Genomic DNA, 17,367 nt, shown 5'->3' with positions numbered 1-17,367 from the left:
TCTGCCGGCGGCCCACGATCGAGCGCTCAACGACGATCGTCAACTCCAGTGCGTGGTCAAACGTACACTCCGCGATCTTCCATGAACGCGACGGGGTTGGTGTATTCGCCGTCGATGTAGACCTCGAAATGCAGGTGGCAACCGAACGATCGTCCCGTGTCGCCGGCGTACGCGATCACCTGCCCGGCGCTGACCCATTGCCCGTTGTCGACGAGGATGCCTCCCGGCCGGATATGGGCGTACCCGGTGCCGATGCCGCCGCCGTGTTGGATCCGGATGTAGTTGCCGTAGCCGCCGTTGGCGCCGGCGTAGTCGACGGTCCCTGAGTTCGCGGCGTAGATCGCAGCCCCGCAGCCGTTGGCGAGATCCGCTCCGTAGTGATAGCTGGAGGAGCATCCCTGGGGGCCGCAGTCAGGGACGCGGGGCCCGTAGCTCGAGCTGCGTGCGCCTCCGTGCGGGCGGACCCAGCCACCGGATCCGGAAGCGCCGCCACCGCCGCCATTGCCACCGCCGTTGGCTGCTGCTTCTGCCGCTTCGCGGGTACGACGAGCCTGCTCTTCAGCCTCACGTGCAGCAACCCCCGCCTGGTATCCGGCCACGGTCTGCGCCGTACTGTCCCGGAGCGCCGCGAGCTGCGCTGTGAGCGTCTCGAGATTCGCGGACTGCTCCTTCAGTGCCGCTTGCGCAACCTCCGCCGCCTTCCGCGCTGCAGCCAGCTTCTCTTCGGCAACCTGCTGGAGACGGTCCCGTTCATCGCGCGCGACCTTCGCTTGATCGGTGAGCGACTGCGCGGTATTGCGTGCAGAGACCGCGGTGTCATAGACGGACTGGTTGTAGTTGAGGAACCTGTCCATCGTGCCGAGCCGCGCGAGGAGCTCGTCGGTGTTGGCGCCCGAGTCGGAGAAGAACAGCTTGAGGGCGGTGTCGTCGCCCTCATCACGGTTGAGCTGTGCGGCCACCTTCGCCGCCCGCGCCGCCGCGCCATCGGCAATCTCAGCCTGTTGATCCGCTTGAGCTTGCAGGTTCTGCGCCTTGGTGACCGCGGCGAAATGGGCCTGCTGCGCTGCGTAGAACTCGTCGGAAGCCTTCGCCGCGGCAGCTTGCGTCTCAGCCACTTGCTGGGTGAGGGACTGGATCAGACCCTCGATCCTCGTGACTTCCGCCGCCTTTGCCGCTTCATTGCTCTTTGCAGCCTGCACATCGTCCCAACTCGGGTATGACGCCGCATAGGCTCTCGAGACACCGGAACCGACGCCGAACGCGGCCAGTGCGACGGTACTCAGGGCCGCGATCCCCAGCGCGTGACGGCGGTCGATCGGTAGCCGCCACACGGACTCTCGTTCGCTCGGGGCTGGCGCGCAACCGCACTCCTCCGCAGCAGCTGCCGCTGCACGTTCGGTGCTTGAAGTGGTCATTCGGTCCTTCTTCCAGGACGACGCGTTGTCGCAACGATCGGCGCGGCAAACGGGTCAAACGACCGCGCCGTGGTTCAGCAGGTGGCCTCCATAGTCACCCGAGCCTCTCCGGGATGGACGGTGGCTCGCCCGCCAGGCCCGAAATGACGGTCATGGGGTCGCAGCCTGGATCGAACGGACCCACCATCGCCCGCCGGAAGCACCACCTGAGCTGTTTAGCCCCCATCGAGACGAACATGAGTATGAGCAGCACACTGAAGGCATGACCAGGAGCTGCCACCTACCTGTGGGGCGGTCCCGACGCTGTCAGGCACACCCAAGCTCGGCTCAGTAGAAACGAGGTCATGTCTCGTCGCTCGCTGCTGCCTGTGCTCGCCATCGCCCCTCTGCTCGCCGCGCTAGTCGGGTGCGCGCAACTGCAGAACGTGGCGGATTCGGCAGGAAAGGCGGCGACCGACGAGATCACCCGCCAGATCTGCGCACCGCTCAAAGATGGTGTGATTACCACTCAGGACCAGCAAGCTCTAGGCGCTCTGGTGACCACTGCGAAGGCCGCGGGGATCGGCGGTGAGCTGCTCACCTCTCTGGAAGAAGTGGCCAACGCCGGCGATCAGATTCCTGCGCAGGCGGTGAGCAGTCTACTCAAAGCCTGCAACATCACGCCCTCCTCGGGGGCCCAGTGACCGACCGTTCTTTGGGCGTCCGCGAGACCGGAGAGCACCCTACCTCCGGCCCGAGTTGGCTTCTCACGGAGAGAACCACCCGTTGCTAGTGGATAGCGTCCTCATGGGCGGCGTGTTCTCCAGGTTCGAGTTGGAAGGTTGAGTGTTCAACGTCGAAGTGGCCTGTGAGGCAAGACTGGAGCTCGTCCAAGATCTTGGGGGCGTGTCCGTCGTTGAAGCAGCTGCGTTCCAGGACAACGTGCGCGGAGAGTGCGGGAAGGTTCGAAGTTACCGTCCACACATGCAGGTCATGGATACCTACCACGTGCGGCGTCGCCAGGAGATGCTCGCGAATCTTCGCCAGCTCCACGCCTTCGGGAGCCGCTTCGAGGAGGATCCGACCGGAGTCCCGCAGGAGCCCCCAAGCTGCGCGGAGCATGAGAGCCACGACCACGAGCGAGGCGATGGCGTCTGCCCGCGCGAACCCCGTGGTGAGTACGATCACGCCAGCAATCGCGGTAGCGATGAACGCGTAGAGGTCCGTCAGGATGTGCTGGAAGGATCCCTCTACGTTGAGGCTGGTGCGGTTCGCCTTGGCCAGCATCCACACTGCGACGATGTTGACAGCCACGCCGAGGACAGCGACCGCGACCACCGGGCCACCTTGGACGGCGGGCGGGTCGATCAGTCGACGGATCGCTTCGACGAGGATGAGCGCGCTGATCACGACGAGGGAGATGCCGTTAATCGCCGCGGAAAGGATCTCCGCACGCTTGAACCCGAAGGTCCAAATCCCTTGGGCGGGCTTTTTAGCGAGGTGCATCGCCCAGAGCGACATCGCAATCGCGCCGGCGTCGGTCAACATGTGACCGGCGTCGGAGAGCAGAGCGAGAGAGCCGGAGAGGATTGAGACGACTACCTCAACCAGCATGAACCCGACGATGAGCGCGAGGGCGACGATCAGGTAACGCCGATCGGCGTTCTGTGAGATCCCATGCGCATGCGCATGCCCTGCCCCGGAGTGATCGTGCACACCGCGGTGACCGGGCTCATCGCCCGTGTGCGTGTGGTCCTCGCGCGGCTGGTCGTTGGCGGTCAAGCGTCCGCTCCGTTCGTCGTCGCGTCGCGTTCAGGGTGAATCGCGACCGTGTGCGCGGTGTGACTCATCCCCACATCAAGCAACAGGCGGACGTGCGCGTCACTGAGCCGGTAGAACGCCATTCGCCCGCGGCGGGCCACCGTGACGACGCGATGCGCGCGCAGAAGGCGCAACGCGTGGCTGACCGCACTCTCGCTCATCCCGGTGGCAGCGGCCAGGTCGCACACGCACAGTTCGCCCGCCTCAAGCAGGGTCATCAGCAGACGGAGCCGACTCGGGTCTCCCAAGAGAGAGAACACATCGGCGAGCTCGTCGATGTCGTGATCGGCGGGCAACGCCCCCTGCACGAGCGCGACACGATCCCCGTCGACCTCTCGGCGCACGCACTCATCCGCTGCACGTTCCATCGCAAACTCCGCCCGACCCCTGAATAACTCTTCAGATGTTAGGGGATTGGGTCTTCGGTTGCTATCCTGAGCTTGTCATGAGCATCGCGTCGACTCACCTGAGAGATCGGGTCCGCGATATCGCACCGTTGAGAATGCGAATCATTCTCGGATTCGTCTTGGTGCTGCTGATGCTCGTGGGTGGCGTCTGGTCGGTTCTTCACGCCGAACCCGGTGATCGGTTCGCCAGTGTCTCGAACACTCCAGCCGCGACGATTCAGGTCGAGACGGCGGCCACCGGCGATGACGGCATGACCCCTGCCATAGCGGTGGGGACTGGCGCGCTCCCAGCGGACGGCAGCGTCCTGGGGGTCGCGGGCTGTGCGCTGGGGGCGCTGTGCTGTCTGCTAATCGTCGCCGTTGCCCGCCGGTTGCTCCGTCGTGCAACGGCGACGACGGTCTGCCTCGCTGGGAGGGTGCAGATCCCGCTCGTGCCGTCGGCGCGTTCGCACGCCCCTTCTCCCTCGATCGTCGCACTCTCCGTCCTCCGGACCTGATTCCGTTCGCTGCTCTCGACTCTTCGCGTTGCACTGCGGGGCTGATCGGGAGAGGTGTTCGTCGTGTCTGCGGAGCATGGTTGGAGAGAAGCAGTGAAGACCCAGGTAAAGGTCGCGTTGGTGACGACGACGGCAGCTGTGCTGTTGGCGGTTGGTGTCGTGGTCGCGGTTGCGTTGTCACGCAAGTCAGAAGTCGTGGTGGCGGCGACGGACGGGAAGCCCCAAGTGGTGCGTCCCAACTCACATGTCCTCGATGCCGGCGAAAAGGGCGCCGTGACCGTCGTCGAGTTCCTTGACTTCGAATGCGAGGCATGCGGCGCGTTCTACCCGCTCGTCGAGGACGCGCGGAAGCAGTACGCAGGGAAGATCCGGTATGTGGTCAGATACTTCCCTCTGCCAGGGCACGTCAACTCGGTCAATGCGGCCGTAGCGGCCGAAGCGGCAGGGCAGCAGGGACAGTTCGAGCAGATGTACCGCCGGCTGTTCGAGACGCAGCAACAGTGGGCTGAGGCGAAGGAGTCCCGCCCCGAGGTGTTCCGCACGTTGGCGGCGGAGCTTGGGCTCGACATGACCGCGTACGACCGTGCGATCGCGGACCGCAAGACGGTGGACCGCGTCATGCAGGACGTCAAGGAGGGAACCCAGCTGGGTGTGAACAGCACCCCGACGTTCTACATCGACGGAAAACGGGTCGTTCTACAGCAACGCGACGACCTCGAACGGTTCATCGAACAGGCCGTGCGCGGCAACCGCTGAGACGACGATAACCACCGCTAGCACGAGACACGAGGAGGACGATCATGGGTGCCGGACACAGCCACGACGCGGGAGGGACGACGCCGCGACGCCGTCTGATGATCGCTTTCGCGATCACTGCCTCCTTCTTCATCATCGAGGTGATCGGCTCGATTCTCACAGGCAGCCTGGCCCTGCTCGTTGACGCGGCGCATATGCTCACCGATCTGATCGGCCTGGCGATGGCGACCACCGCGGCACAGCTGATGAACCGGGCACCGTCGGACAGACACACCTGGGGGCTGCGTCGCGCAGAGGTGCTGGCCGCCCTCGCACAAGCCGCGCTGCTGTTGGGCGTGGGGATCTTCGCCCTCGTCGAAGGCGTTCGCCGCCTGATCGAACCCCCCGAGATCGCCTCAGGCAGCTTGCTCGTGTTCGGCATCATCGGACTCGCCGCGAACCTCGCCTCCTTGTGGGTGCTGATGGGTGGGCGCAATCACAACCTGAACATGAGAGCCGCGTTCCTCGAGGTTGCCAACGACGCGCTCGGCTCGGTGGGCGTGATCGTCAGCGCCGTGCTGATCGCCGCATTCGGCTGGTACCGGGCCGACGCGGTCGCCGGCATCCTGATCGCAGTGCTGATCATCCCGCGGACCTTGATCCTGCTCCGCGCGTCCGCCAGCGTCCTGCTCGAGTCCACCCCACCTGGGCTGGACCTCGCACAGGTGCGCGCTCACATCCTGGAACTCCCGCAGGTGATCGCGGTGCATGATCTGCATGCGTCCCAGGTCTCCACCGATCTGCCAACCCTCACCGCGCACGTGGTCGTCGACGACACGCTGACGGTGAACGACATGGCCTTGCTGCTGCGGAAGCTCCAGGAGTGCGTCGCAGAGCATTTCTCGGTGAGTATCGAGCACTCCACGTTCCAGCTGGAACCCCGTTCTCATCCCGATGAGCATCTTGCCCATTCCTGATACCCCTATCCGATTCGAAGGAGCACCATCATGAAATGCCCTGTTGACGCGACCGACCTGCTCATCAGCGAAAGGTCGGGCGTCGAGATCGACTACTGCCCGCAATGCCGTGGCGTGTGGCTGGACCGCGGCGAGCTCGACAAGATCATCGACCGCGCATCCGACGATCAGCTGACCGGCCGGCCCGCACCCGGCACGCCGTACTACGACCCCCGCCAGGCCGACCGCGGCCACGGTCATGACCGCGGTCGCGGTCATGATGATCGTTCCGGCCGCCGCCGACGGGGAGGCATGCTCGGTGACCTCTTCGACTTCTGAGATCCCGCGCCGCCGAGGGGGGACGCTCACGCGCACACTGCTGATCGTGGCCGCCACGGCGGCTCTCAGCACGGGCGTTCTGCTGTCCAGTGCGGGACCAGCCGCCGCTCACGACGGCCTCGACTCCACGGTCCCTGCCGCGGACTCCACCGTGACGGTCGCACCCACGAGCGTGACGCTCAACTTCACCGGGCAGCCGCAGACGCTTGAGGGGACTGCACTCGTCGAAGTGATCACCGCGGGCGGGGAGAACCTGGCTGACGGGGCACCGAGCATCGACGGCGGCACTGTCACGCAGCCGTTGCGCTCGGCCCCCGTCTCCGGCGTCGTCACGGTTCGGTGGCGCATCGTCGGCACGGATGGACATCCGATCAGCGACTCGTTCACCTACACCGTGCGGCCGCTGGCACCGGCCATGGCTCCGGCCCCCACACCGACCTCGATCCCCTCACCGGAACCGTCTCCGACCGAAACAGTGGCAGCCGTGACAGCAAGCAGCGGCGAGCGGAACGATCCCACCCGTGATCTCGGCCTGGTTGCTGTCCTCGCTGTGACCGGTGGGGTGTTCATTCTCGGGGCCGGCGTGGTCGGTGTGCTGTTGGTCCGCCGGGATCGGCTTCGCCGGGATGCGGATGCGGAGCATGCACGTGAGGCGTGAGCAGGCGCAACGGTTCGCTGCTGCATGTATCACGGCGGCAGTGCTTGTCCTGATCGACCAGGCGAGCAAGGCCGCCGCATTGGCTTCGCTGAGCGAGACCACGCGGGTTCCTCTGCTCGGCGACCTACTTGGCCTGCAGCTGACGTTCAACCCCGGGGCGACCCTGTCGTTCGGATCCAGCGTTCCCTGGTTGCTCACCGCTCTCGGTGTCGGCACGGTCGTGTTCTTGTTCGTGGCGGCGACGCGAGCGGTGAGCACCGCGTGGGCCGTCGGACTCGGGTTCGTTCTCGGGGGAGCTCTCGGGAACGTGATCGACCGTCTTTTCGCCCCGCCGGGGTTTGGTCGCGGATACGTCACCGACTTCCTCGCCTATAGCGACTGGTTCATCGGCAATCTCGCCGATGTCGCCCTCGCGATCGGTCTCGTGATCCTGGTCGTGGTGCTGTGGGCACGCCGTCGACCCGCCGCCCGCTCGGTCAGCGACCTGACACGGTCGACCACGGCGGTGAGCGGACGGTGACTGGCAGAAAGCGCGCGCCGTCGACGTTCCAGCGCAACGCGTTGGCGCCGGCGATGGTCGCCGCAGTGGTCCTGTTCTTGGCGCCGGTCCTGGCCGATCGAGGGTGGGGGCCACTGCCGTTGTTCGTCGCGTCCATCCTTGCCATCATCGTCGGCTGGTTCGCGTTCCAGGCGCGGATGTGGTGGTGGATCCCGGTCTTCGCCGTGGTCGCAGTCCTCTGGAACCCTGTGCTCCCGTTCGCGTTTCGCGGCGTTGTCTGGACCGCAGCGCAACCGGTGGCAGGGGTGGTGTTCCTGGTCGCCGGCTCGATGATCAAGATCAGACGCGCATGACCGGCCGGGGGCGGAGCGCCGCGGCGGTCGCGGCTGTGGGAATCGTTCTCGCGGCGCTGACCGGGTGCGCCAGCAATGAATCGCTGTCTCAGCAGTACCGGGGCGGAGACACGAAAGGGTATATCGCCGGGGACTTCCGGGTGGTGGAGATTGCGTCCGCGGATCGCAGCGATCCGGTCATCTTCCGCGGTACCACTGAGACGGGTGAGACGGTGTCCAGTGACGACTACCGGGGCAAGGTGCTGGTCGTGAACTTCTGGTACGCCGCGTGCGGCCCCTGCATCGTAGAGGCCCCATTGCTGGAACAGGTGTGGCAGAAGTATCAGGGGAAGCCTGTTGCGTTCCTCGGCGTGAATACCTATGACCAGCCCGCCACCGCACGATCGTTCGCGCGCGACAACGGCGTGACCTATCCGAGTGTGATCGACGTCACCGACGGCTCGGTCAAGCTCGCCTTCGCCCAGGCGACCCCGATTCAGGCGACCCCGACGACGCTTGTGCTGGATCGGAGTGGGCGGGTGGCTGCCCGGATCATCGGACAGTTGGAAAGCGGATCCATACTCTCCACTCTGGTCGCCGACGCTCTGGCGGAGTCGCCGTGAATCCCGGGGCGCTCGTCGTCGATGGGGCCCTATGGGTGGCGATCCCGATCGCGATGGTGGCAGGCCTGGTTTCGTTCCTCTCACCGTGCGTGCTGCCGCTCGTTCCCGGATATCTCGGCTATCTCGGCGGTGCGGTTGGGGCCGGCACGGCCAGGGGTTCGCAACCGGACCGCGCCCGCCTTCTGTGGGGGGTGGGGTTGTTCATCGCCGGCTTCACCGTCGTGTTCGTGACGGTCACGATCCTCGGTGGTGCGGCGGGCTCCGCGCTGATCCGGTACGCGAACGTCCTCACCCGCGTCTTCGGTGTCGTGATCGTCCTGCTCGGCCTGGTGTTCATCGGCCTCTTCGGCATCGCGCAGCGCACCCTGCGCCCCCGCATCTCGCCCCGGGCCGGTCTCGTCGGCGCGCCTCTGCTTGGTTTCGCCCTCGGCGTCGGATGGACCCCCTGCATCGGGCCCACCCTGGCGGCGATCTTGTCGATGTCCTGGAACCTAGGCGATCCTGCACGAGCGGGGCTGCTCGGGTTGGCGTACTCGCTCGGCCTGGGCATCCCGTTCCTGCTGCTTGCTGTCGGGTGGGGGTGGGCATCACGATCGGTGACGCTGCTGCGCCGGCACATCCGCACCGTGAACATCGTCGGCGGCGGTGTCCTCGTGTTCCTCGGCCTCCTGATGGTGACCGGTCTGTGGACGGCGCTGATGTCCGCCCTGCAGCAGGTGGTGATCAATGTCCCGCTCCCGCTCTGACCTCGATGCCGGCGCTGCGGTCGATCCGCTGCGTCCCGCCGACCACACGGAGGCGGCCGCAGACAACCCGACCCCGCCGGCCTCCGGTGTGGTCGGGTGGTTGCGGTGGGGATGGCGGCAGTTGACCAGCATGCGTACCGCGCTGGTGTTGCTCCTCCTCCTCGCCGTCGCCGCGGTGCCCGGGTCCGTGTTCCCGCAGCGCAGCGCAGACCCGAACGGTGTGACCCAGTGGCGTCGCGACAATCCGGGCGTGTTCGGGTTCGTCGACGGGCTGGGCCTGTTCGACGTCTACGTGTCGCCCTGGTTCTCCGCGATCTATCTGCTGCTGTTCACGTCGCTGATCGGGTGCGTCATCCCGCGTGCTCGGCATCACTACCAGGCTCTCCGGTCTCGGCCTCCGCGCACACCGGCCGTGCTGTCACGTCTCCCCGTGCATCAGGAGACGATGCTGCCTGTTCCGCGGACCGCGGCCCCGGCGATGATCGAGATCACGGAAGAGCATCTCCGTCGCCGCGGCTATCGGGTGCAGCGGTACGACACCGACCGGTGGATGTCGGTTTCCGCCGAACGCGGGTACCTGCGCGAGACCGGCAACCTGCTCTTCCACATCGCACTGGTCGGCGTGCTGATCGCGGTGGGCGTCGGCGGCGGATTCACCTACACCGGTCAACGTGTCGTCGTCGAGGGCACCACCTTCGTGAACTCCCTCAGCGACTACTCGTCATTCAACCCCGGCCGTTTCATCGACGGCACCGGGTTGACCCCATATTCCCTGACACTCGACGACTTCAAGGTCGCCTACCAGCTACCCGGAGCACCGGGCGCCGGTCAGGCCGGCGACTTCTCCGCCGAGGTCACCGTCCGCGGCAAAGAGAGGACGCCGCAGACCCGTGGCGTGCAGGTGAACAAGCCGCTCACGATCGGCGAGGACCGGATCTACCTGCTCGGCAATGGGTACGCCCCGACCATCACCGTCCGCGACGCCCAGGGAGAGATCGTGTATCGCGAATCGCAGCCGTTTCTTCCGCAAGACTCCAACATGACGTCGTTAGGGGTCATCAAGGTCACTGACGGGATGCCCACCCAACTCGGGCTGGTCGGATTCCTGTATCCCACCCAAGGGGTCCTGCCGTCCGGCGCGTTCACGTCGATCTATCCCGATCTCATCAACCCGGTGCTCACGCTCAACGTGTTCAGCGGAGACCTCGGAATCGACAACGGCACCCCCCGGTCGGTATACACCCTCGACGTCAAAGGGCTCACGCAGCAGACGGGAGGCAAGTCTGGCCGCGAATCCTTGAAGCTCACCCCCGGAGGCACCGCCGACCTGCCCAACGGGTGGGGGACTATCACCTGGGAGACGGCGTCCGCGCAGGACCCCGTGAAACGGTTCGCGTCTCTGCAAGTGCAACACGACCCGAACGCCATGTGGGTGCTCGTCTTCGCGCTGATCGCCACCGTGGGGCTAATGGCTGGGTTGCTGTTTCCCCGTCGCCGGATCTGGGTGAAAGCGCACCCCTCTGCGGACGGGATCCGGGTGGAGTACGCCGGGCTCGCACGCGGCGACGACCCGACCCTCGGTCGGGCTGTCGCCGATGCCGCCGCCCAACACACAAGTGAGTGCACCCCTCACACGGACGACGGTGCGGCATGAACACAGGGATCCTTGACGGTCCGCCATCACCGCTCACCCTGCTCACCCCGTCGCCGGGACTGTTCCCGTTGCTCCCTCTCATCGCCGCAATGCTCGCTGCCGCCTATCTCGCGGGAGTGATCCGGTTGCGACGACAGCACCGGCGGTGGCCGATATGGCGCACGATCAGCTTCCTGCTGGGATGCCTTGCCCTCGCCGCGACGACGGGCCTCGGCGTGGAGAACTACGGGTACGCGCTGCTGTCGGTATTCATGTTCCAGCAACTCACCTTGATGATCGCGATCCCACCGCTGCTCGTCCTCGGCTCGCCCGGAACGCTCCTACTTCGCGCCACCCCGCATCACGGCGCAGGCATCCTGGTTCTGCGTGCCGCGCATACAGGCCTGCGCAGTCGTGCGTCCCGATGGGCGCTCAGCCCGTGGATCGCGCTGCCCCTGTACCTGGCAGCGTTCTATGGTCTGTATCTGGCCGACCTGGCTGGCCCGATCCTCTCCGTCCCCGGCGGGCACCTCGTACTGGAGGCCGCGTTTCTGGTCGCCGGGATCCTGTTCGCAATCCCGGTGTTGTCAGCCGACCCGCTCCCGGTTCAGCTCACCCACGCGGGGCGGGCCCTCGACGTCTTCGCCGAGGCGGCGTTGCACGCCTTCTTCGGTGTCTTCCTCATGATCGCGCCGAGACTGCTCGTCGACTCTTTCGCCGCATCCACCGCCGCGCTCGGCATGGATCCCCTCGAGGATCAGCGAGTCGCCGGCGGCCTCGCCTGGTCCTACGGCGAAGCGCCCACCCTTCTCATCATCATCTACGTGATGCACCGCTGGTTCCGCGACGACACTGCCCGCACCGAAGCCACCGACCGGTACATCGATGCCCATGGCAACCCCGAACTGGATGCCTACAACGCCCACCTCGCCGCACTGCGCCAGAAAGACTCCTGACACGGATGCCCGCCACCACTATCCCGGCCACGACTGCCGTGAAGACTTCGCCTGCCTCTACGCCGCTGAAGGCGCTGATGCCGCTTCCTGTCGCGGTGCTGGCCTCCGCCATCGCAGGCGTGGCCATGGTCCTCGCCAGTCCGGCAATCGGCTGGTGGCCGCTGACCTTCGTCAGCGTCACACTCCTCCTCTCCGCGCTGGTCGGGCGCCGTGCGACGATCGCCGCGCTGCTCGGGTTCACGTACGGCGCTGTCTTCTACGGTCTCCTCCTCGCGTGGGTCGGGGCGTTTCTCGGGCCGTTGCCGCGGATCGCGCTGACCACGCTGGAAGCGCTGCTCTCCGGCATCGGAGCTGTCCTCATCGCCCTCGCCTACCGTTGGACCGCCAGGACGCCCCGCCGCAGCTTCGCCCAGATAACCCTCGTCCCGATGTTGATCGGGGGACTCTGGACGACCGGCGAGCTGCTCGCAGGATCGTGGCCGTACGGCGGATTCCCTTGGGCTCGTCTCGGGATGACGCAAGTGAACGGGCCTCTCGCAGAAGTCGCCTCGTGGACGGGAGTGACCGGGCTCTCCTTCCTCTGCGCGGTCATCGCGGCGGCAGTTCTGCAGTGGCTACGTGGCGGCGGGCTTCGGTTCTGCCTTGGCTTGCTCCCGGCCATCGTCCTCGTGGGCATCCTGATCGTGACGCCGCAGTTTCCGACGACCTCGAATGGCACTTTCCGAATCGGTTGGGTGCAAGGCAACGGCCCCGCCGGTTACTTCGATCGGAAGCAGCAGGGGGATCTCCTCGCCGGGCAGACCGCCGCCAGCGCACCGCTCTTCGGGCGCCCCATGGATCTGCTGGTTTGGCCGGAAGGATCGGTCGACTCCGACCCGCTCCGCAACCCCGCCACGCAAACCGTCCTCAACCAGATCTCATCGGCCGCCGGGGCTCCGTTGCTCGCCAACGCGGCCACCACCCGGAACGGACAGACATTCAACACGTCGATGCTGTGGACGCCCGATAAGGTCAGTCCGCAACTATACGACAAGAGAAACCCCGTCCCCTTCGGGGAGTACGTACCCGACCGGTGGCTCTACGGCAAACTCGCACCAGACCTCGTCGGACTCATCCAACGCGAATACACCCCCGGCCGGACTCCCTCCGTCGTGACCGTAGGCAACACGACGATCGGTCTCGCGATCTGCTTCGACGTCATCTTCGACCCTGTGCTTTGGGACGGCGCCAGGAACGGTGCGCAGGTCTACGTCTTCCAAACCAACAACGCCGACTTCCGCGGCACCGATGAGAACCTGCAGCAGCTCGCCTTCGCCCGCATGCGCGCCATCGAAACCGGCCGCTCGGTCATCAACATCTCCACCGCCGGCACCAGCCAAGCAATCGACCCCACCGGCAAGACCATCGCGACTGCCCCCGCAGGGGCTGCGTCCGCCAAACTCACCACCGTCAATCTGCGCACTGGGTTGACCCCCGCAGTCATTCTCGGGCCATGGCTGTCCTTGCTCATCCCTTGCGGAACGATCGCGGCACTGATCGTCACCGTCACCCGCTCCCATCGGCGGCCCTCTCTGCCCACAAGACTCATCAGTTCTTCATGAGCTCGCGAAATGCTCAGCATTGGACGCCGATGTACCTTGGCAACTGGGGCGGCGACTAGGGCGACTCCGCGTTCGCCACGAGGTCTGCCCGCGGCACGTAGATCTCGTCCTCCTCAACTTGCCCCGAGCAGCAGGAACGAAGGTCCTGTTGGGCGCGGATCGGATCACCGGAAAACAGTCCTCGGCGGCGGTCTCCCCGCTTTCCCGGTCGCCTCGTTGGCCGGCATGTCCTGGGCGAGCTCTGTGGCACTCGGAGTGGCTCGGCTCGAGGGGAGTGCCGCGCGTCGGCATTCCCCGCGGCCGTGGCGCATCCACGGGAAGGCCTGCCCGGGTCGCTACTTCGGATGGTTTGCGACCCTTGAGCGCAGCGAGTCGCAACTTCCGTGAGAAATGGCAGCTCTAGCGAGACGGCAACTTCCGTGGGATCTTGCAGGCTGGTGAGGCCGGAACATTGGGAACGCAACTCCCGCTCGGCCCCCTGCATGCACGCAGGGCAGTAGTAGGACACGGTCCTGATCGAGCGATGCCCCGCACGCAACTGAACGGCCACCGTCGCGGGTTCTAGCGGCTAGGTTGAAGGACATGAGCAGGTCGATCGACGCTGTACACCTGCAGGCCTACAACGATGCACTTCGGTTGTCGCCCGCAGAGTTGGTTGACGCATTGCGAACCACCCTGGGCGCACGCCTGGTCACCTACATCGCTGGCACCAGCGCCACCGCAACGGTCCGCGATTGGGTCACAGGGATCGCGTCCCCACCCGCCGCAGCGATGACCAAGTTGCGCATGGCATACCGGGTCGTCAGCGTCCTCACGCACAGCGCAAGCCCCGGCTTGGCCGCTTCCTGGCTGCAAGGCAAGCATCCCGATCTGGACGATCGATCACCAGCCCGGATCCTCCGTGAAGGCTCGGACGACGCCCACGAGCGCGTCCTGCGCGCCGCCTTCGCCTTCGCCGCCGATTGAACCCCGAACCCGGGTTCATCACGAGCTCGCGTCCGGGCCGCAGCAGGTCACTCACTGTACCGATGCGAGAGTATGCGCAACGTAGGCTGACCGACGCGGCGGCACAAGTCTTCGAACGCCGCCTCGAACGCGGCATCGGTTCCTGCGCTGACGAGGTCGGTACGGCCCCGTTCGCCAGCCATCGCCTTCGGGAAGGCCGCAGGTGATGATCCCTTCGCGTTCGAGGATGTTCAAGTGATGGACGAGCAGGTTGGCCCGATCTTCGATCAACATCACATGGCGTAGAAGTTGATCGACATGCACCGCGTGGGTCGTTGACCGGCGTCGGTACCACCTATCGTCTGAGGGGTGCAGATGCGCAGTAGAGGCCTCCACCCAAGCGTGCTGCTGGCGCTTGACGTCGATGGGACCATCGCGAGGGTTTATCGAGAAGAAGAATACGCAGACCATGCGAATGATCCGGGTTGGACGTCGTGGATGACGGTCGACGACTCGGTGATTGATGCTCTCGATTCCGTTGCCAAGCGTTCGGACGTGCAGGTCGCATGGCTCACGACGTGGTCGCCCGAGCAAGTTGGCTGGCTTATTAGAGGTCCGTTAGTCGGCAAGCTCGTCGGGCCATATGTGTCGCACCGGAACTGGCCCCGTTCCGGATGGCGCTTGCAGAGCCTGGTCTCCTTCGTTCGCGAGGGTAGATTCTCGGCCGTGGTGTGGGCTGACGATCGCGCTGATGACGAGGCCAGCAGACAGCTGAGGCGTTTGGTCGACGTCCCTGTGCTCGTCGTTGCCCCTGACAAGTTTTTGGGGCTTACGCAGACAGATGTCGCGGAGATCCGTCGTTTCGTTGACAAGCATCACCGCACCTGATGCGCAAGTCTTAGCGTTCATCGGGTTCTTCGCGTTTGACCTTCGCGTGCTCTTCGCAGAGCGTCGATACCCACAGGCGGATCGCGTAGGTACGCGCTGGCGCCCCGCACTCCTCACACATCTCCGCGCTTTCCCATTCGGCGCTCCGAATCGTCTGATGGAACACCTCGTTGAACTCGTCGGGCTCGCTAGAAGATCGTGCGTAGAAACTGAGAGCCCCAAACTTGCTCTTCACCTGCTGCACTCGATAGTTGGGGTCAATCTCGCTCAGTTGCTGATCGAGCCTCACGAGGAGCGAATACCACCCTGGCCCAACGTCGATGGCCTCGGCCCACCCCTCGTCGAAGCGGGCCAGAATCGCCTCCAGCAGGGTCTCATCGCTTTCAACCATTTTGCCCTCCGCTGCCGAACTGCGGATCAGAGCAGTCGCGGGTGATGGGCTCATGGGATGCCGACATCTGGCGCTGCTCACGCGCAAGCTGCCGTCGTCGTGATCGCTCTCGGAACGCGCGGCCGACTCGAAGACTGCGGGTCACCTGGGTGTCCCAACTGACCATGTCGCGTCGTCGCCATTCCGTGGCCGCATGTCCACGAAAGCGCGAGATCGCGCGGCGGCGTTCGATGAACTCCAGCCCGTCAGGGAATGGGGCGGGCAATCCGGATGTGTCCGGGAGTAGGTGCGCGAAGAGCTCCGCGAACGTGGGCCCATGTCCCGTTCGCCGTCGCGTCTGGGCAATAAAGATGGCCGCGGCGAGGGCCCACTCCTCGGCTGTGTCTTCGCCGGTGAAGTCCTCAAAGACATATGCCCATGCGGCCGGTGGCGGTGCTGCAATACCTCGCCACCAGATCGGGTTAGGGTCGGGCTCCACGAGCCACCGTCGCAATCGCGGTCGCACGCACGGGCCGACCCCGCGAGGCGACCAACTGTCGTCGGGGTGGGCAGCACACGTGCAGGGAACAGCGGAGTACGTCCGACGAACATGGATTGTTTCGTATGGCCTCCGAAATTATGCCATACGGATTAGGCCATACGATCGTGCGACCTTCACCACGCTGATGAGGTGTCCCGGCGGAACGAACAGATCGAAGCGGAGTGGAGCGCGTATTCCCAGCGCTTCGCGACATCGCTTCGATCCGCCCGTGAGCGTGCCGGCCTCAGCCAGGAGGATGTCGCCTATCGGGCAGGCCTGACCCGATACACCTATCAGAAGTACGAGAAGGGCGAGTCGCGGCCTGGAAGTCCCGCGAATCCAACCTTGCGGACTCTGCTCGCGCTGGCGCAGGTATTGGAACTCCCTCTCATATCGCTGATCCCGGCCGACGTCCCGGACCTGCGAGCGCGGTAGGACAGTCCGATCGCCGGCTGTGGAGCTCAACGCAGAGCAAGCAGGTCTGGCACGAGCGGCTCGTTTCGGGTGACACTGGGCGGCGGCGTGCCGTCGCTCCTCGGTCGGGTACGGTTCCGGAGGACTCTCGGTGACGCGTGTCGAAGCAAGCATGCACGCCGGCGGTTCGCCGCCACGATGAGGGCGCGCGCGGGTGGACAGAGCACCTGTTTCGCCTGTCGAGTTCGACGAAGTCCTTCTGCGTAGACCACTGCTTCGTGCGCGTGGCCGACGATCCTGATGGACAGTTCTCTCAGCTGGTCGCTGTCCGGCTCGCCGAAGAGTTTCGCGACGGCCATGGCGAGCTGCTTGCCTTTGACAATGGCGGAGACCGAGGAATCGAGCAGCCTGCCCACGAACGCTCTGGTCGTGATCAGGTCGGTCACCGCGACCACTTCGGGATACGCGAACGCGAGAAAGTCCGAGTAGGTGCGGGGCTCGGGACACCCCGCCTCGCGGGACCGTTGCCGAACTCGCGCCGTGGCATCTTCGCCAATAGCCGCAAGGCAAAGCGCCGCCCCCAGGTGGAGTTCCCCTGTGCTGAGCGAGATCCCTCGTTCCCAGAGCCGGTCGGAAACGATGTCCTCTGCCTGTCCGTAGCCCCATGCGTCATCGACCGCGAACTCATGCGTATCCATCGCCCACTGGTGATGACGCGCGCAGTATCCGCCACCCCGAGCGACCGTCTCGGTCACGAGCCCATTAACGCACGCGGAGCACGCCCTGCGAGGGGTTGTGAACCGTCGACACCGCTCGCATTGTCGTGGTCTCCAGCGTCCTTCGTGTCCGCATCGAACCCACATCCCGTGGTCCTCAAAGGAAGGCTCGAGACTGGCCGCCGGGATGTCCGCGAGCCGCGCGATCGCGACGCCGACGCGGGGATCGAAGGTGTTCCAGGTGGCGCGTCCTATGCTTTCGAGAACTGCATGTCGCACCTCGGCGACGGTTGTGT

21 protein-coding genes are annotated in these 17,367 nt (G+C 65.5%); 16 read left to right on the top strand and 5 right to left on the bottom strand.

The window, feature by feature from the left end:
- Window positions 1–56 precede the first annotated feature (56 nt).
- Window positions 57–1,415, bottom strand: a complete 1,359-nt coding sequence (locus WFJ17_RS10230) for a M23 family metallopeptidase (RefSeq protein WP_336648344.1) — start codon at window positions 1,413–1,415, stop codon at window positions 57–59.
- Window positions 1,416–1,759: 344 nt separating this feature from the next.
- Between WFJ17_RS10230 and WFJ17_RS10225 the strand changes: the two genes are divergently transcribed.
- Window positions 1,760–2,098, top strand: coding sequence for a hypothetical protein (locus WFJ17_RS10225; protein WP_336648343.1), 339 nt, complete (start codon window positions 1,760–1,762; stop codon window positions 2,096–2,098).
- A gap of 85 nt (window positions 2,099–2,183) precedes the next feature.
- On the opposite strand, the gene WFJ17_RS10220 is transcribed toward WFJ17_RS10225, so the two are convergent.
- On the bottom strand, window positions 2,184–3,176 hold the full coding sequence (locus WFJ17_RS10220; protein WP_336648342.1) for a cation diffusion facilitator family transporter: 993 nt from the start codon (window positions 3,174–3,176) through the stop codon (window positions 2,184–2,186).
- Entirely contained in the window at window positions 3,173–3,583 is a 411-nt protein-coding gene (locus tag WFJ17_RS10215) for an ArsR/SmtB family transcription factor (protein WP_336648341.1), read from the bottom strand. The genes WFJ17_RS10220 and WFJ17_RS10215 overlap by 4 nt, the downstream gene beginning before the upstream one ends.
- A 77-nt stretch (window positions 3,584–3,660) precedes the next feature.
- Between WFJ17_RS10215 and WFJ17_RS10210 the strand changes: the two genes are divergently transcribed.
- From WFJ17_RS10210 to WFJ17_RS10145, 14 genes are all read left to right on the top strand, one after another.
- Complete coding sequence (locus WFJ17_RS10210; RefSeq protein ID WP_336648340.1) at window positions 3,661–4,119, top strand: hypothetical protein; 459 nt, start codon at window positions 3,661–3,663, stop codon at window positions 4,117–4,119.
- Between the two features lie 93 nt (window positions 4,120–4,212).
- Window positions 4,213–4,875 carry a DsbA family protein gene (locus WFJ17_RS10205; RefSeq protein WP_336648339.1) on the top strand — a complete coding sequence of 221 codons (663 nt, stop codon included), beginning with the start codon at window positions 4,213–4,215 and terminating at the stop codon, window positions 4,873–4,875.
- Between the two features lie 44 nt (window positions 4,876–4,919).
- Window positions 4,920–5,831 carry a cation diffusion facilitator family transporter gene (locus WFJ17_RS10200; RefSeq protein WP_336648338.1) on the top strand — a complete coding sequence of 304 codons (912 nt, stop codon included), beginning with the start codon at window positions 4,920–4,922 and terminating at the stop codon, window positions 5,829–5,831.
- A 30-nt stretch (window positions 5,832–5,861) separates the two neighbouring features.
- Window positions 5,862–6,149 (top strand): TFIIB-type zinc ribbon-containing protein, encoded by a 288-nt coding sequence (locus WFJ17_RS10195; protein WP_336648337.1) that lies wholly within the window; start codon window positions 5,862–5,864, stop codon window positions 6,147–6,149.
- A gap of 46 nt (window positions 6,150–6,195) precedes the next feature.
- Entirely contained in the window at window positions 6,196–6,807 is a 612-nt protein-coding gene (locus tag WFJ17_RS10190; protein ID WP_336648336.1) for a copper resistance CopC family protein, read from the top strand.
- A 40-nt stretch (window positions 6,808–6,847) separates the two neighbouring features.
- Entirely contained in the window at window positions 6,848–7,327 is a 480-nt protein-coding gene (locus WFJ17_RS10185; protein WP_336648335.1) for a signal peptidase II, read from the top strand.
- The gene (locus WFJ17_RS10180) at window positions 7,324–7,659 is read left to right on the top strand and encodes a DUF6804 family protein (protein WP_336648334.1); all 336 of its coding nucleotides are present in this window, start codon (window positions 7,324–7,326) and stop codon (window positions 7,657–7,659) included. The genes WFJ17_RS10185 and WFJ17_RS10180 overlap by 4 nt, the downstream gene beginning before the upstream one ends.
- Window positions 7,656–8,261 (top strand): TlpA family protein disulfide reductase, encoded by a 606-nt coding sequence (locus WFJ17_RS10175; RefSeq protein ID WP_336648333.1) that lies wholly within the window; start codon window positions 7,656–7,658, stop codon window positions 8,259–8,261. Before WFJ17_RS10180 ends, WFJ17_RS10175 begins: the two co-directional genes overlap by 4 nt.
- On the top strand, window positions 8,258–9,007 hold the full coding sequence (locus WFJ17_RS10170) for a cytochrome c biogenesis CcdA family protein (protein ID WP_336648332.1): 750 nt from the start codon (window positions 8,258–8,260) through the stop codon (window positions 9,005–9,007). Before WFJ17_RS10175 ends, WFJ17_RS10170 begins: the two co-directional genes overlap by 4 nt.
- Window positions 8,988–10,661, top strand: a complete 1,674-nt coding sequence (gene resB, locus WFJ17_RS10165) for a cytochrome c biogenesis protein ResB (RefSeq protein WP_336648331.1) — start codon at window positions 8,988–8,990, stop codon at window positions 10,659–10,661. The genes WFJ17_RS10170 and resB overlap by 20 nt, the downstream gene beginning before the upstream one ends.
- On the top strand, window positions 10,658–11,596 hold the full coding sequence (locus WFJ17_RS10160; protein WP_336648330.1) for a cytochrome c oxidase assembly protein: 939 nt from the start codon (window positions 10,658–10,660) through the stop codon (window positions 11,594–11,596). Before resB ends, WFJ17_RS10160 begins: the two co-directional genes overlap by 4 nt.
- A 5-nt stretch (window positions 11,597–11,601) precedes the next feature.
- Complete coding sequence (gene lnt / locus WFJ17_RS10155; RefSeq protein WP_336648329.1) at window positions 11,602–13,197, top strand: apolipoprotein N-acyltransferase; 1,596 nt, start codon at window positions 11,602–11,604, stop codon at window positions 13,195–13,197.
- Window positions 13,198–13,779: 582 nt separating this feature from the next.
- Complete coding sequence (locus tag WFJ17_RS10150; protein WP_336648328.1) at window positions 13,780–14,163, top strand: hypothetical protein; 384 nt, start codon at window positions 13,780–13,782, stop codon at window positions 14,161–14,163.
- A gap of 348 nt (window positions 14,164–14,511) precedes the next feature.
- Window positions 14,512–15,030: a hypothetical protein gene (locus WFJ17_RS10145; protein ID WP_336648327.1), complete on the top strand. Its 519-nt coding sequence runs from the start codon at window positions 14,512–14,514 to the stop codon at window positions 15,028–15,030.
- Window positions 15,031–15,040: 10 nt separating this feature from the next.
- Here the strand turns inward: WFJ17_RS10145 and WFJ17_RS10140 are convergent, their stop codons facing one another.
- Window positions 15,041–15,421, bottom strand: coding sequence for a hypothetical protein (locus tag WFJ17_RS10140; protein WP_336648326.1), 381 nt, complete (start codon window positions 15,419–15,421; stop codon window positions 15,041–15,043).
- A gap of 670 nt (window positions 15,422–16,091) precedes the next feature.
- Here WFJ17_RS10140 and WFJ17_RS10135 point away from each other — a divergent pair.
- Window positions 16,092–16,376, top strand: a complete 285-nt coding sequence (locus WFJ17_RS10135; RefSeq protein WP_336648325.1) for a helix-turn-helix transcriptional regulator — start codon at window positions 16,092–16,094, stop codon at window positions 16,374–16,376.
- A 26-nt stretch (window positions 16,377–16,402) separates the two neighbouring features.
- Here WFJ17_RS10135 and WFJ17_RS10130 read toward each other — a convergent pair whose 3' ends face one another.
- Window positions 16,403–17,110, bottom strand: coding sequence for a hypothetical protein (locus WFJ17_RS10130; protein ID WP_336648324.1), 708 nt, complete (start codon window positions 17,108–17,110; stop codon window positions 16,403–16,405).
- Between the last annotated feature and the right edge of the window lie 257 nt (window positions 17,111–17,367).

The sequence above is a fragment of the Microbacterium sp. MMO-10 genome, from assembly GCF_037148715.1.
Taxonomy (GTDB): domain Bacteria; phylum Actinomycetota; class Actinomycetes; order Actinomycetales; family Microbacteriaceae; genus Microbacterium.
The sequence above is the reverse complement of the archived record's forward strand: the minus strand, read 5'-3'. Positions and strand labels throughout refer to the sequence as shown.